Below are 13154 nucleotides of genomic sequence, written 5' to 3'. Positions count from 1 at the left end.
GAGCAATCGCCCCGTCCGCTCTCGCCCCGAGCGAAGTCGAGGGGCAAGCGCGACGCCCTGCGCTTGGCTAAATGAACGAGGGTTTGGCGCGGTGGGCGGGCCTACGTCAAAGGCGCCGAAACCGTGGCGTGGCGCCAACAGGCGCCATCGAACGCTTTCGCGCCTCAGTGATGGGTTTGCTGCTACGGCACGTTTAGCGTTGCTATGGGGCGGCAATATGGGATGTCTCTCCGGGACGAAGCGTTCGGCGTTTCACCTGAGATGGCATTGGGGAATGATGGTTCGTATCTCTTGTTCAAGGTGGTGGACTGGCATGATCATATCTATAATGAAAGTGAACTAGCTGACCGATCTCGTCTTGTATTATGTTTTTTCTGGATCTTACCTTTCTTGCATCTGAAATACGGTGGGGGCCAAAGATGACCGGGTATAATCTTGGCAAGCTCGTGAAGATTGATCTTCGCAATGTCTGGATGAGTGAATCTTCCCATTTTACCCCGTGGCTGGCACGGGAAGAAAATCTTCTTACCCTCGGCGAGACTTTGGGGCTTGAGCTTGAGCTTGAAGCGCAGGAAAAGGCCGTAGGTCCGTTTCGTGCTGACATTTTATGCAAGGACATCAGCACCAATGCATGGGTGTTGATAGAAAACCAGCTTGAGCGTACCGACCATTCTCACCTCGGGCAATTGCTGACGTATGCGTCCGGCCTCGAAGCGGTAACGATCGTTTGGATCGCCGCTCGTTTCACCGAGGAACACCGTTCTACCCTCGATTGGTTGAATCGCATAACGGACGAGACCTTCCGTTTCTTCGGCGTCGAAGTGGAGCTTTGGCGGATCGGTGATTCACCCGCCGCGCCTCGCTTCAGCATCGTGTCCAAGCCTAACAACTGGAACAAGCTTGTCACACAGGCTGCACGGGCGATCGACGAGGCGGAGCTTTCCGACACCAAAGCCCTTCAACTCGCTTACTGGACCGCTTTGGGCAACGTTCTGGCCGCGAAGGGCGGGCCATTGGCGAGAGAGCGTAAGCCGCAACCGCAACCTTGGATGTCCTATTCTGTCGGACGGAGTGGCTTTGGCATCAATGCTTCGATGTCACGGCCGAAACGGCAGGTGCGGGCGGAGCTTTACATGTCGAGTCCTAACGCCAAGGCGTTCTTCCACCTGCTCCACGCCGACAAGGCGGAGATCGAGGCGGAACTTGGTTATGCCGTTGACTGGGAAGAGTTACCCGAAGGCCGGGACAGCCGGATATCGACGCCGCTTAACGGGATCGATCTGGAGGAACAGGCGGACTGGCCTCGCCAACATGATTGGCTGGCGCAACGGATGAATGAATTTTATCGCGCGTTCGTGAACCGCATCAAGGCGTTGGATGCGAACGCGTGGCAGCCTGGCGACGGACTTTAAAACGCGGTGGCGGCGGTACGGACGCGACCTGTCCACGCCGCGATAAAGCTGGCAAGGGCATGCGCATGTCTTCTCCCCCACGCGCCCATGCCGGCCACCGCCATCTCGCTGGACTCCAAGCATGACCCCGGCTGCCCGCGCCCAGGCGGCGATCGACCTCCTCGACGAGATTCTCGCAGCCGCCCGCGCCGGCGGCGCGGCGGCGGATACGCTGATCGCGCGCTATTTTGCGACGCGCCGCTATGCGGGCAGCAAGGATCGGCGCGCGGTGCGCGAGTTGGTCTATGCGGCGATTCGGCTGTGCGGGGCGCCGCCGGTCAGCGGCCGTGCGGCGATGCTCGCGGTGGCCGCGCGCGATCCTGCGCTGGCGGCGCTTTTCACGGGCGAGGGCCACGCCCCGGCGCGGATCGCGGCGGATGAGCCGGTCGCTCCCGAGGGCATCGCGCCCGAGTGGCTGCGCGCGGCGCTCGCGGAGTCGGGCCTCGCCGATGCCGAACTCGCCGCGCTGGTCGAGCGCGCGCCGCTCGACATTCGTGTCAATCGGCTCGTCGACATGCCCGTCGCGATCGCGGGCGCCGCGCCGATCGCGGGCCTGCCCGATGCGCTGCGGCTGCCCCCGGGCGTCAACGTCGAGGCGCTCCCCGAATGGGCGGCGGGCGCGATCGAGGTGCAGGATGCCGGCAGCCAGGTCGTCACGCTGGCTGCGCGCGCCGCACCGGGCCAGCGCATCGTCGATCTCTGCGCGGGCGCTGGCGGCAAGACGCTCGCGCTTGTCGTTGCAATGATGAATCAGGGTGCGATCTTGGCCAGCGATAGCGATCGTGGGCGACTTTCGCGACTTTTGCCCCGCGCCGCGCGCGCCGGCGCCTCGATCGTGACGACGCGCCTGCTCGATCCGGGCCGCGAAGGCGAGGCGCTGACCGACTGGACCGCGCAGGCCGATTGCGTGCTGATCGACGCGCCGTGCTCGGGCACCGGCACATGGCGGCGCAACCCCGAGGCGCGCTGGCGGCTCACGCCTGATCGGCTCGCGCGGCTGGTGGAGACGCAAGCCCGCCTGCTCGACGTCGGCGCGGCGCTGGTCAAGCCGGGCGGGGCGCTCGTCCACATCGTCTGCTCGCTCCTCGATGTCGAAGGTGCGGGGCAGGTGGCGCGCTTCCTCGCCGCCCGCCCCGGCTGGCGCGCTGAGCCGCTCGCGCTGCCCGTCGGGCGCGCACACGGCGATGGCGTGCGGCTCACGCCGGCGCACGACGGCACGGACGGCTTTTTTGTCGCGCGGATGCAGGCCCCGTGTTAACTCGGAGCATTGTGCCGAAACTGGAGTGGATCATGCGCTATCTGTCCGTCGCCGCTGCCGCCGCGATGACGCTGTTGACGGTATCGACGGCGGTGCATGGCCAGCGCCCGGACAGCGCGATCGACGCGCGCGCGCTGGCGCTGGTCGACAAGGGCCGGGCGGCGCAGGCGACCGGCAACCTCGACGGTGCGATCGACGCCTATGAGAGCGCGCTGGCGGTCGATCCGCGCACCCGGCAAGCATTCATCGGTCTCGGCGAGGTCGCCCGCAAGCGCGACCTGCCCGGCAAGGCGATCCGCTTCTACCGCGAGGCGCTGGAGTTGCAGCCGGATGACGTCGCCGCGCTCAAGGAACAGGGCGAGGCGCTCGTTCAGCAGGGCGCGGTCGAGCGCGCGAAGACCAACCTCACCAAGCTGCGCGCGGTCTGCGCCAAGCGCGCTTGCCCCGAGATCTCGCAGTTGAGCGCGGCGATCGCCAAAGGGCCGCCGATCGTGACCGCCTCCGCCACCCCGGCGGTGAAAAGCGAGAAGAACTGACCGGCGCGATCACGCCGGATCGTCGCCGTTACGCTTTCGCTTGTTCGACGAAGTCCACGTCCCGCCGCTCGGGACCGATCGCGGTCCAGATCACGATCACGATCGCGGTGATCCCGGCGACCAGCGCCAGCGCGAAGCCATAGTCGCCGCCGTGGCTCTCCGCCACGCCTGCCTGTATCACGGCGTTGCGCGAGGCGATCAAATTGCCGAGTTGATAGGCGAAACCCGGAAACATGCCCCGCACCGCCGCCGGTGACAGTTCGTTGAGATGGACCGGCACGATCCCCCAGGCGCCCTGCACCGCGACCTGCATGAGAAACGCGCCGGCGCCGAGCATCACCGGCGTGGTCGAGAATGCCCAGAGCGGAATAACCGGCAGAGCGCAGAGCGCGCCGATGATGATGGCGCGCTTGCGGCCGATCTTCTCTGACCAGATACCGAAACCAATTCCACCGACGATGGCACCCGCGTTCATTACCATCGCAAGCAGGCCGGCGGTGTGGGTGGAGAGGTGATGCTGTTCTTTGAGGAAGGTCGGATACACGTCCTGCGTACCGTGGCTGAAGAAGTTGAACGCCGTCATCAGCACAACGAGGTACAACGCGATCTTCCAGTTATCGACCAGGGCGGTGAGCGGGTTGATGCGTGGCTTTTCGGCGAGCGCCTCGAACGCGGGGCTTTCCTCGACGTGCATGCGGATCAGGAAAACGAGAATTGCGGGCACGACGCCGATCAGAAACATGCCGCGCCAGCCGATATGGTCGAACAGCAGAAAGAACACGAGGCTCGCAAGGAAATAGCCGGACGGATACCCGCTCTGCAGCAAACCGGACACGAAGCCGCGCATCCTCGCGGGGATGCTTTCCATCACCAGGCTGGCGCCGATGCCCCATTCGCCGCCCATCGCGAAGCCGAACAGCGCGCGGATCACGAACAACGACGTCAGCGACCAGGCGAACGCCGACAGCACCGAGAAGGCCGAGAACGCGAGGATGACGATCATCATCACCGGCCGCCGGCCGTATCGGTCGGCGAGCAGCCCGAACACGAACGCGCCGAACGGCCGTGCGGCGAGCGTGAAGAAGGTGGCTTCGGCGGTGGTCTTGACGTCGGTGCCGAACTCCCGCGCGACCGCCGAGAACATGAACACCATCAGGAAGAAATCGAACGCGTCGAGCGTCCAGCCGAGATAGCTCGCCCAGATCGAGCTCTTTTGCGCGCTGGTCAGCGCTTTGAGGTCGGCGAAGATGCTCATGAGGCCCCCGGCTGCGTGTCGGGGTTACGTGGCACGGCCGGCCGCGCTTGGGAAGCACTGGCCGCCACCCGACAGGTCGGGTGACGGCCGGTTAAGATCAGACGAAACGGTTGACGAGGTTCTCGAGCCGCTCCTGCTGGCCCGAACGCGGCTTGGGATCGAACGCCTTTTCGACCGCCAGATCGGCGATGCCGGCGAGATCAAGCCCGCCGATCTGCGTGCCGAGTTCCCCATTCCAGCCGGCGTAGCGCTCGGCCTTGATCGCATCGACGCGACCGTCCTCGATCAGCTTGGCCGCGCCGAGCAGGCCGCGCGCGACCGTGTCGATGCCGCCGATGTGGCCGTAGAACAGATCGACCGCGTCCATCGACTGGCGACGCACCTTCGAATCGAAGTTGAACCCGCCATCGGTGAAGCCGCCGGCGCGGAGGATTTCGACCATCGCCAGCGTCAGTTCCTCAGGCGAGTTAGGGAATTGGTCGGTGTCCCATCCATTCTGGTGATCGCCGCGATTGGCGTCGATCGAACCGAACAGGCCGAGCGCGTTCGCCGTGGCGATCTCATGCTCGAACGTGTGGCCGGCGAGCGTCGCGTGGTTCGCCTCGATGTTGACGCGCACTTCGTTCTCGAGGCCATAGCGCTTGAGGAAGCCGTACACGGTCGCGGTGTCGAAGTCGTACTGGTGCTTGGTGGGCTCGTGCGGCTTCGGCTCGATCAGGATCGTGCCCTTGAAGCCGATCTTGTGCTTGTGCTCGACGACCAGGCTCAGGAACCGCCCGAAATTGTCGAGCTCGCGCTTGAGATCGGTGTTGAGGAGGGTCTCATAGCCCTCGCGGCCGCCCCACAGCACGTAGTTGCTGCCGCCGAGCCGGTGAGTCGCTTCGAGCGCGTCACGCACCTGCATCGCGCCGAACGCATAGACCTCGGGGTCGGGGTTGGTCGCGCCGCCGGCGGCGAAACGCGGGTGGCTGAACAGGTTGGCGGTGCCCCACAGCAGCTTTCGGCCCGACGAGGCCTGAAGCTTTTCGAGGTGATCGACCGCTTCGGCGAAATACTGACGGTGCTCGGCGACGTTGTGCGCGTCGGCCATCACGTCGATGTCATGGAAGCAGTAGAACGGGATGTCGAGCTTGGTGAAGAAGTCGAACGCGACTTCGCGCTTGATCGCGGCGGTCGCGCTGTCGTTCGGGCCCTGATGCCACGGGCGGTTGAAGGTGCCGCCGCCGAATACGTCGCTGCCCTGCCAAACGAAGGTGTGCCAGAAACAGGCAGCGAAGCGGAGATGGTCCTCCATCCGCTTGCCGAGTACGACCTTATCCTTGTCGTAGAAGCGATAGGCCAGCTCGTTGGTGCTGTCCGGCCCCTCATATTTGATCGTCGGGATGTTCGCAAAGAAGTCGATGGCCATCAGGCACTCCTTGGGGTGATATTCTGGGGGGTGATGTGAGCATAGGCGTCGCGGAACGCGGCGAGCTTGGGGGCGAGCCGATCGACCAACGCGGCATCGGGTTCGATGACGTGGGCGACTGGCGGTGCGACGCAGACTTCTGCGGGCGAGCCGCCATCGACCGCGATCTGGGCAAGCCGGGCGGCGCCAAGCGCCGGGCCGACTTCGCCGCCCTGAAGATAGACCAACGGCGTGTTCAACGCAGCCGCGAGCGTCGCACCCCAATAGCGTGAGCGTGCGCCGCCGCCGATCACCGACAGCTTGGCAACCTCAGTGCCTGCACCGCGGAGCGCGTCCAGCCCGTCGGCGAGCGCGAAGGCGACGCCTTCGAGCACGGCCTGTGCCAGCCGCTCAGGGCCGGTGTCATTGTCCAGCCGCAGGAACGCGCCGCGCACCTCGGCATCGTTGTGCGGCGTGCGCTCGCCGGAGAGATAAGGGAGGAACAGTTCGGGGCCGCTCGCAGGACCGGCCTTTTCGGCGCGCGCGAACAGATCGGCCGCACCCGCCGCTCCGGTCAGCCGCGCGACCCAGTCGATGCAGGACGCCGCCGAGAGATGCACCGCCATCTGATGCCACATATCGGGCAGGCAGTGGCAGAAGGCGTGGACGGCGCGCGCCGGGTTGGGCCGGAAGGCATCATTGGCGACGAAGATCACGCCCGACGTGCCAAGCGACAGCAGCGCGTCGCCATCCTTGACGACACCGACCCCCGCCGCGCCCGCCGCATTGTCGCCGCCGCCGCCCGCGACCGGTACCTGCGGCATGCCCCACAGTTCGGCCACCTGCGCGCTCAGCCGCCCGGTGGTTTGCGGGCCTTCGACCAGCGCCGGCATCTGGCTGACGTCCAGCCCGCACGCGGCGAGCAGGTCGTTGCTCCAGGTCCGACCGGCGACATCGAGCCAGAGCGTACCGGCCGAATCGGACATGTCCGATGCCTTTTCGCCGGTCATCAGCAGGCGAACATAATCTTTCGGCAGCAGCACCAGCTTGGTCGCGGCGAACACGTCGGGTTCGTGCTTGCGCACCCACGCCAGCTTGGGCGCGGTGAAACCCGGCATGACGATGTTGCCGCCGACCGACTGGAACAGTGGCGTCGCGGCTTCCAACTCGGCGCATTCGGCAGCGCTGCGACCGTCGTTCCACAGGATCGCCGGGCGCAAGGGTTTGTCGTCAGCGCCGAGCAAGGTCGCGCCATGCATCTGGCCGGCGAGGCCAATGCCGCGCACCGCGCGCCGCACATCGGCATCGATCGCCTGCACCGCGGCGGTGGTCGCCGCCCACCAGCTATCGGGATCCTGCTCGGACCAGAGCGGGTGAGGGCGCTGCACGGTGAGCGCGGCCGTGCCCTGACCCACCACGCTGCCGTGGGTGTCGATGACGACGGCCTTGACGCCCGACGTGCCGATATCGATGCCGAGGAACATGCGTGTTACTTCACGAACGGATTGATGGGCTTGATCGAGCCGTCTTGGTTGAAGAACAACTCGGTGACCTTGACGTTGCGCAGGTGGTTCTTGTTGCTGAGCTGCGTATCCGCATAGAACAGCCACCATTTGCCGCCGTGCTCGATGATCGAGTGATGCGTCGTCCAGCCTTGCACCGGCAGGAGGAAATGCCCGCGGAACGTGAACGGACCATATGGATTGGTCCCGGTCGCGTAGCTCAGGAAGTGCGTGTCGCCCGTCGAATAGGTGTAATAATAGGTGGAGCCGCGCTTGAACATCCAAGAGCCTTCAAAGAAGCGCTTGTCGTGCTCGCCGCCCTTCACCGGCTGGCCGTCCTCGCCGAGGATCACCGCGTCGCGAGGTTTTTCGGCGAAGGTTTTCATGTCGGCGTTCATACGCACGACCTTGCCCGACAGCGCGGGCTGATCGTCCTGCATCAGATCGGTGTCGCTGCCATTGGGATCATACGTGCCCTTGGCCCAGCGCTGAAGCTGGCCGCCCCAGATGCCGCCGAAATACATGTAGGTCTTGCCGTCTGTGTCGGTGAACACCGCCGGGTCCATCGAAAAGCTGCCCGGGATCGGCTTGGGCTCGGCCTTGAACGGGCCCATCGGGTTCTTCGACGTGGCGACGCCGATCTTGAACGCCCCGAGACCGTTTTTGTCTTTCGACTTATCACGCGCCGGGAAATACAGGTAATAGGTGCCGTTCTTATAGGCGGCGTCGGGCGCCCACATCTGTTTGGAGGCCCACGGAACGTCCTTCACATCAAGGGCGACCGGGCCGACCGTGACCGGCCCGCCGATCCGATCCATCCGCAGCACGCGATAATCGTGCATGGCATATTCGTTGCCGAGGTCGTCGTCAGGCGTGTCGGTCGGCACGTCATGCGATGGATAAACGTAGATCTTGCCGTTGAAAACATGCGCAGAAGGGTCGGCGGTGTAGATCGAGGTCACCAGCGGTTGCGACAGGAAGCGCGAGGCATCAGCCCCCTTGCTATCCTCATGAGCTTGCGCGGCGAGCGCACTCGCGGTGAGCAGCGCCGCGATTGTGATCGATGTGCGAAGTAGCATGCCGTTCATCACCCTCTTAGCCTTCTGGAGAGGCTCGATTGATACGATAGCGCTACCATATCGGGGAAGATCGGGTGTGGCAATTGCGTGCCGCAGAGCTTTTTTCCAGCGCAGTTATCGCATGGCGCCGGGCCGCCTAGCGCCAGAGACGGCTGCCCGGCAGATGAGGTTCGACCCTGACAGGGGGCGAGAGATCGGGCGCAGCGAAATCGGCTATGTCGATGAAATGGCTGCCCCAGCTATCGATGAGCGTGAGCAGATGCGCGACGAGCGGCGCGGTACGATGCTCGACCACCAGCGATGGAAATGGCAGCGGCAGGGTTGGGCTGGGTTGCAGCGCCTGCGCGAGCGGCGCCTGCGCCGGCATGAACGACAGCGGCGAGAACAGGCAGGCGCCCGCGATATTGCCGAGGTAGGATTTCGGCGAGAGCTGTGCCCAGCGGACCACGGCAAGGCAGGCGAGACCGCGCGCGACCACCACATGCGGCTCGCCCGCCGCGCGCGCTGCCTCATCGAGTTGCATCGCCCAGAAACCGCGATGATGCTTGTGTCTCATATCGAGCGCGAGGGTGCGGACGTCCTTGCGGTTAGCCGCCGGCCACTCCGGTGCACGATCGCCCGCCACCGTAACGGTGAGAAGCGGATGGGTGCCGAAAAAGTCGCTCTCCAACGTCATGACCGGACTCCTCGAGGGATCTCGCCGTTCGGGTCGGGTGGGCCGCGACTCCGGTTATGACGCCATGATATTCCTATCGCCAGCATAGGCAATCGGTGTTGCGTCGAGTCGATGACGGAGCGCGTCAGCCCGCCGATCGCTGCTGCAAACCGAAGGTGCAAGCGCGCGAGGGCATCATCGATCACCCCGGCCCGTACTGAATGACAACAGCGGATTTCCGTATAATCGGCCGGCGGCTAACGGCGCATCCTGATCGAGCGAGCGCGGTACCGAGCGGATCATATTGTTGACCTTGTTCGATGGGTCTGTAGAGGCGACGGGCACGTCTTTACGGTTTGACTGAACGGAATCCTGTTACAATGAACGCGCCTGTCACCACCCCGCGGCTGATCCCTGACAACGCGGCCTTTCACTCGGTCGAGGTCAAGTGGGTCCGCCATTGGAACGAGCATCTGTTCAGCTTCGCGATCGAGCGGCCGGCGTCGTTCCGTTTCCGGTCGGGAGAGTTCGTGATGATCGGCCTCGACGACGGTGCCAAGCCGCTGATGCGCGCCTATTCGATCGCCAGCCCGGCCTATGCCGAGGAACTCGAATTCCTTTCGATCAAGGTTCAGGACGGCCCGCTCACCTCGCGGCTGCAAAAGGTCCAGCCGGGCGATCAGGTCTATCTTGGCCGTAAGCCGGTGGGCACGTTGGTGTGTGATGCGCTGTTGCCGGGCAGCCGCTTGTTCCTGCTGTCGACCGGCACCGGACTCGCGCCGTTTCTCAGCTTGATCCGCGACCCCGACGTGTACGAACGCTTCTCGCAAGTTGTAGTCGTGCATAGCGTCCGTCGCGTGAGCGATCTCGCTTACCACGACGAAATGACCGCGCAGCTTGCAGACGATCCGCTCGTTGCCGACGAGGCGGCGGCTCAGTTCCACTACATCCCGACCGTCACGCGCGAACCGTTCCGCAACGGCAAGAGGATCGACGGGCTGATCGAGGACGGCACCTTGTTCGAAGCGCCGCTGACCGGCCCAAAGAAACTTGATCCAGCGACTGACCGGGTCATGCTGTGCGGCAGCAACGCGATGATCCACGATTTTGCGAAGATGCTCGAGGCCGAGGGCTTCAAGGAAGGCTCGAACGCGCATCCGGGTGATTTCGTGATCGAGCGGGCGTTCGTCGGATAGCCGAGCGGTTCGGCTGTGGCGTGGCTGAGTTCGAGAGCTGTCCGCCGCCGCCGGATGTTACCCGGCACTATTGCGCCGCGTCGAACGTTCGCCTGTCCGAGAGGATTGGTTTTTGGAATCTCGTTCGATCGTGGTGCTGGCGACCGCGTCGCTACTGGTGAACGCGTGCGGCCATAAGGTGCGGGTGCCCCCACCGCTGAGGGTGGAGAGCGCGCCCGATTTTCCGATCGAAACATCGTCGATCGTGGTGCCGATTTCGGGATCGCTCGACGACGTGCAACGCGCGCTGGAGGCCAAGACGCCGCGCCGGCTCTGGCGGATCGACAAGCGGCTCGACAAGTGCGTTGGCGCTCAACGGGTCGATCTCAGGATCGCCAGGGTCAAATTGTTGCCGGACCTCGGCTGCCGCGTGGTTGGCGCGGTCACACGCGGACGGCTGGTGTTGGGGGGAAGCGGCGACAGGCTGACGATCACCTTCCCCGTGCATGCGGCGATTACGGCGGAGAAAGTCGGCGGGATCGTCTCGAAGACCGCGACCGGCGACGCTGTTGTGCGCGCTGTCGCGCGGCTGTCGATCACCGGCGACTGGAAGCCGACCGCGACGGTCCGGATCGCCTATGACTGGACGACCGCGCCGGGGATCGACTTCCTTGGCCAGCGTATCGAGTTCGCGACCAAGGCGGACGCGAGGCTGACGCCGGTTATCGCCAGCCTGGAGCAGAGCCTGCCGCGCGAACTCAACAAACTCGACCTGCATGGGAAGCTCGCATCGGCGTGGCCCAAAGGCTTCACGTCGATCATGCTCAACCGCGATAAACCCCCGGCCTGGATGCGGGTGACCCCCAAGCGGCTTGGCTTTGGCGGTTATCATGTCTCGGGCCGCAGGCTGACTCTCCTGCTCTCCGCCGATGCGCTGACCGAGACCTTCGTCGGGGACCGGCCGAGCGACCCGGTGGCGACGCCGCTGCCGCCGCCCGCACCGACCACCGACAAGCGCGGCATCAATTTTTTCGTGCCGGTGCTGGCCGACTATGCGCAACTGGAGCCGGTGGTGAAACGGGCGCTGGTCAGGCGCGCGAAAAGGGGGATATCGCTACCGGGGATCGGCCCTGTCGAAGTCGAGTTTGGCGACGTGACGGTTTATGCGACGACCGGCGGGCACCTCGCGGTGGGTGTGAAGGCGAAGGCCCATGCGCGTACCGCTCCCCTGCTGTCGACCAAGGGACAGGTCTGGCTGACGGCGGTCCCCTACAACGTCAAAGGGTCGCAACTGGTGCGCGTTCGCGACGTAGGTATTGCCACCGACACCGACAGCGGGGTGACGAACCTCCTGATCGCATTGTTCAAGGACGGATCGATCCGCGATAGCATCGCGCGCGGTCTCAGCCATGATTTCGCGCCCGACTACGCCAAGGTGCTGCGGGCGGCACAGAAAGCGATAGGTGCGCGGCGCGAGGGGGATTTCGTCTTGTCGGCGGATGTGACCAAGGTGGAGAACGGTACGTTGGCCGTCACGGGGAAGGGCCTGTTCATGCCGGTCCGCGCGACCGGGCAGGCAACGATCACCTATGCGCCATGATCCTCCGGGAGCGGAAAGAATCAGAGCGCAGCAGTCAGCACCGTTACTAGCAGGTCGGCCCACTCGTGAATTTGCGCCTCCGTCTCCAGCAAATCCTGGCGGATCTCGGTCTCCACGTAACGCCGTCCTGCGGCGAAGGCGTGGTGGGGGATGGTGAAGTCGATGGTGTCCATCGCATACGGCTGGTTGTCGCCAACCACGAGATCCCCGCGGGCTTCCAACGCCAACAATACCCGACGCGCGTACGCCTCGTCGCCGCCGCCGTGGAGGACGCCGATCTGCCAGGGTCGCGCAAAGCCGCGCATTACGGGTGTGAAGCTATGCAGAGCGACCAGAACCGCATCCTCGCGCGCGGCGTCGCGACGTGCCAGTTCGGCCGCGATCGCGGCCTGATAGGGGGTATGGATAGCTGCCAGGCGGGCTGCGCGGCCTTCCGCATCGAGTGAGGCGTTAGCGGGTATCGGCGTTCCGTCACTCACCGCCGGCATGGCGTCCTCGGCGTCCGGGGCGCGATTGCAGTCGACCACCAAGCGCGAATAGCGTTGTGCGATGAAGGTCGCGTCGAGCGTCGTGGCGAGCGTCTCGCCGAGCGTGGCAATACCGATGTCCCAGCCGATATGGCGCTCCAAGTCCGGCGAAGTCACGCCAAATGGCTCCAAGGCGCGGGGCACCAGATTGCCGGCGTGATCGCCGATCAGCAGGAAAGGTGAGCGACCGTTTGGATTGACGATGCGGACGGGGGACGGCTCGTCTATGCCCAGCAGCGCTCGGTCCAGCCGGTCACTCATGTGAGAAGGCTCGTTGTGTTCGCGGTGTCGGTCCATGTGACCAGCTATCGTGACGGACGGGCCGTGTCATCCAGCGAACGCCGTATCATGGCGGCGCGCGAGCCTCCATCAGCCAGTGCCGATCTCGCGTACATGACCCGACTTTCCAGTAAGTTTCCGGGACATGGCCCGAGGCGTGGACATTTCGGTCGAGGATCGCGTTACGACCCCGGTACAAACCTTTACGCATGACGCCGGAGTCTGAAGCGACAATGCTGATCCCCGCCGGATACGACATCCGCTACGAGACATCGGCGGCTATCGGCATAGCTTCGATGCGCGCGACAACCGCCCGGCGGATCGGCCGCGTCCTGATGGCGCGCGGATGCGAGGTGACCAATACGGCACTGACCACGAGCCTTGGGCCGGCGCGGCTGGTCGGGGTCGACGTTCATACCGATGCGATTGGTACAATCGCCTGACGGAGAC

Annotated in this window: 12 protein-coding genes; 6 read left to right on the top strand and 6 right to left on the bottom strand. The window is 64.7% G+C overall.

All coding sequences use genetic code 11. The features are described 5' to 3' along the window. The first annotated feature begins 419 nt into the window (after positions 1-419). The 3 genes from BLS81_RS00515 to BLS81_RS00505 all read left to right on the top strand — a co-directional run bounded on the left by BLS81_RS00515 (position 420) and on the right by BLS81_RS00505 (position 3245). On the top strand, positions 420-1412 hold the full coding sequence (locus BLS81_RS00515; protein ID WP_093219403.1) for a DUF4268 domain-containing protein: 993 nt from the start codon (positions 420-422) through the stop codon (positions 1410-1412). Between the two features lie 121 nt (positions 1413-1533). After that, positions 1534-2709 carry an RsmB/NOP family class I SAM-dependent RNA methyltransferase gene (locus tag BLS81_RS00510; RefSeq protein ID WP_093219400.1) on the top strand — a complete coding sequence of 392 codons (1176 nt, stop codon included), beginning with the start codon at positions 1534-1536 and terminating at the stop codon, positions 2707-2709. A 32-nt stretch (positions 2710-2741) separates the two neighbouring features. Beyond that, complete coding sequence (locus tag BLS81_RS00505) at positions 2742-3245, top strand: tetratricopeptide repeat protein (protein WP_093219397.1); 504 nt, start codon at positions 2742-2744, stop codon at positions 3243-3245. A gap of 28 nt (positions 3246-3273) precedes the next feature. Here the strand turns inward: BLS81_RS00505 and BLS81_RS00500 are convergent, their stop codons facing one another. The 5 genes from BLS81_RS00500 to BLS81_RS00480 all read right to left on the bottom strand — a co-directional run bounded on the left by BLS81_RS00500 (position 3274) and on the right by BLS81_RS00480 (position 9144). After that, entirely contained in the window at positions 3274-4500 is a 1227-nt protein-coding gene (locus tag BLS81_RS00500; protein WP_093219394.1) for an MFS transporter, read from the bottom strand. Positions 4501-4597: 97 nt separating this feature from the next. Next, positions 4598-5908 (bottom strand): xylose isomerase, encoded by a 1311-nt coding sequence (xylA, locus tag BLS81_RS00495; protein ID WP_093219391.1) that lies wholly within the window; start codon positions 5906-5908, stop codon positions 4598-4600. Beyond that, positions 5908-7371 carry a xylulokinase gene (xylB, locus tag BLS81_RS00490; protein ID WP_093219390.1) on the bottom strand — a complete coding sequence of 488 codons (1464 nt, stop codon included), beginning with the start codon at positions 7369-7371 and terminating at the stop codon, positions 5908-5910. The genes xylA and xylB overlap by 1 nt, the downstream gene beginning before the upstream one ends. Before the next feature lie 5 nt (positions 7372-7376). Then, positions 7377-8468, bottom strand: coding sequence for a glycoside hydrolase family 43 protein (locus tag BLS81_RS00485; RefSeq protein ID WP_176786966.1), 1092 nt, complete (start codon positions 8466-8468; stop codon positions 7377-7379). A 136-nt stretch (positions 8469-8604) separates the two neighbouring features. Beyond that, on the bottom strand, positions 8605-9144 hold the full coding sequence (locus BLS81_RS00480) for an alpha/beta hydrolase (protein ID WP_093219386.1): 540 nt from the start codon (positions 9142-9144) through the stop codon (positions 8605-8607). Positions 9145-9503: 359 nt separating this feature from the next. On the opposite strand from BLS81_RS00480, the gene BLS81_RS00475 reads away from it, so the two are divergent. Together BLS81_RS00475 and BLS81_RS00470 are read left to right on the top strand one after the other, a co-directional pair. Beyond that, complete coding sequence (locus BLS81_RS00475; RefSeq protein ID WP_093219383.1) at positions 9504-10319, top strand: ferredoxin--NADP reductase; 816 nt, start codon at positions 9504-9506, stop codon at positions 10317-10319. A 112-nt stretch (positions 10320-10431) separates the two neighbouring features. Then, entirely contained in the window at positions 10432-11898 is a 1467-nt protein-coding gene (locus BLS81_RS00470; RefSeq protein WP_093219380.1) for a DUF4403 family protein, read from the top strand. A gap of 20 nt (positions 11899-11918) precedes the next feature. Here BLS81_RS00470 and BLS81_RS00465 read toward each other — a convergent pair whose 3' ends face one another. Beyond that, positions 11919-12686: an N-formylglutamate amidohydrolase gene (locus BLS81_RS00465; RefSeq protein ID WP_176786965.1), complete on the bottom strand. Its 768-nt coding sequence runs from the start codon at positions 12684-12686 to the stop codon at positions 11919-11921. A gap of 227 nt (positions 12687-12913) precedes the next feature. Between BLS81_RS00465 and BLS81_RS00460 the strand changes: the two genes are divergently transcribed. Continuing rightward, positions 12914-13147 (top strand): hypothetical protein, encoded by a 234-nt coding sequence (locus BLS81_RS00460; protein ID WP_143023258.1) that lies wholly within the window; start codon positions 12914-12916, stop codon positions 13145-13147. Positions 13148-13154 lie beyond the last annotated feature (7 nt).

This window comes from Sphingomonas sp. NFR15, assembly GCF_900103265.1.
GTDB lineage: Bacteria > Pseudomonadota > Alphaproteobacteria > Sphingomonadales > Sphingomonadaceae > Sphingomonas > Sphingomonas pollutisoli.
Note: the sequence above shows the minus strand (reverse complement) of the source record. Positions and strands in the feature narration are given on the sequence as shown.

Excerpts from the sequence above, each read along its gene's own strand:
- BLS81_RS00515 (WP_093219403.1), top strand. The coding sequence starts at position 420 with ATGACCGGGTATAATCTTGGCAAGCTCGTGAAGATTGATCTTCGCAAT.
- BLS81_RS00510 (WP_093219400.1), top strand. The coding sequence starts at position 1,534 with ATGACCCCGGCTGCCCGCGCCCAGGCGGCGATCGACCTCCTCGACGAG.
- BLS81_RS00505 (WP_093219397.1), top strand. The coding sequence starts at position 2,742 with ATGCGCTATCTGTCCGTCGCCGCTGCCGCCGCGATGACGCTGTTGACG.
- BLS81_RS00500 (WP_093219394.1), bottom strand. The coding sequence starts at position 4,500 with ATGAGCATCTTCGCCGACCTCAAAGCGCTGACCAGCGCGCAAAAGAGC.
- xylA (WP_093219391.1), bottom strand. The coding sequence starts at position 5,908 with ATGGCCATCGACTTCTTTGCGAACATCCCGACGATCAAATATGAGGGG.
- xylB (WP_093219390.1), bottom strand. The coding sequence starts at position 7,371 with ATGTTCCTCGGCATCGATATCGGCACGTCGGGCGTCAAGGCCGTCGTC.
- BLS81_RS00485 (WP_176786966.1), bottom strand. The coding sequence starts at position 8,468 with ATGCTACTTCGCACATCGATCACAATCGCGGCGCTGCTCACCGCGAGT.
- BLS81_RS00480 (WP_093219386.1), bottom strand. The coding sequence starts at position 9,144 with ATGACGTTGGAGAGCGACTTTTTCGGCACCCATCCGCTTCTCACCGTT.
- BLS81_RS00475 (WP_093219383.1), top strand. The coding sequence starts at position 9,504 with ATGAACGCGCCTGTCACCACCCCGCGGCTGATCCCTGACAACGCGGCC.
- BLS81_RS00465 (WP_176786965.1), bottom strand. The coding sequence starts at position 12,686 with ATGAGTGACCGGCTGGACCGAGCGCTGCTGGGCATAGACGAGCCGTCC.
- BLS81_RS00460 (WP_143023258.1), top strand. The coding sequence starts at position 12,914 with ATGACGCCGGAGTCTGAAGCGACAATGCTGATCCCCGCCGGATACGAC.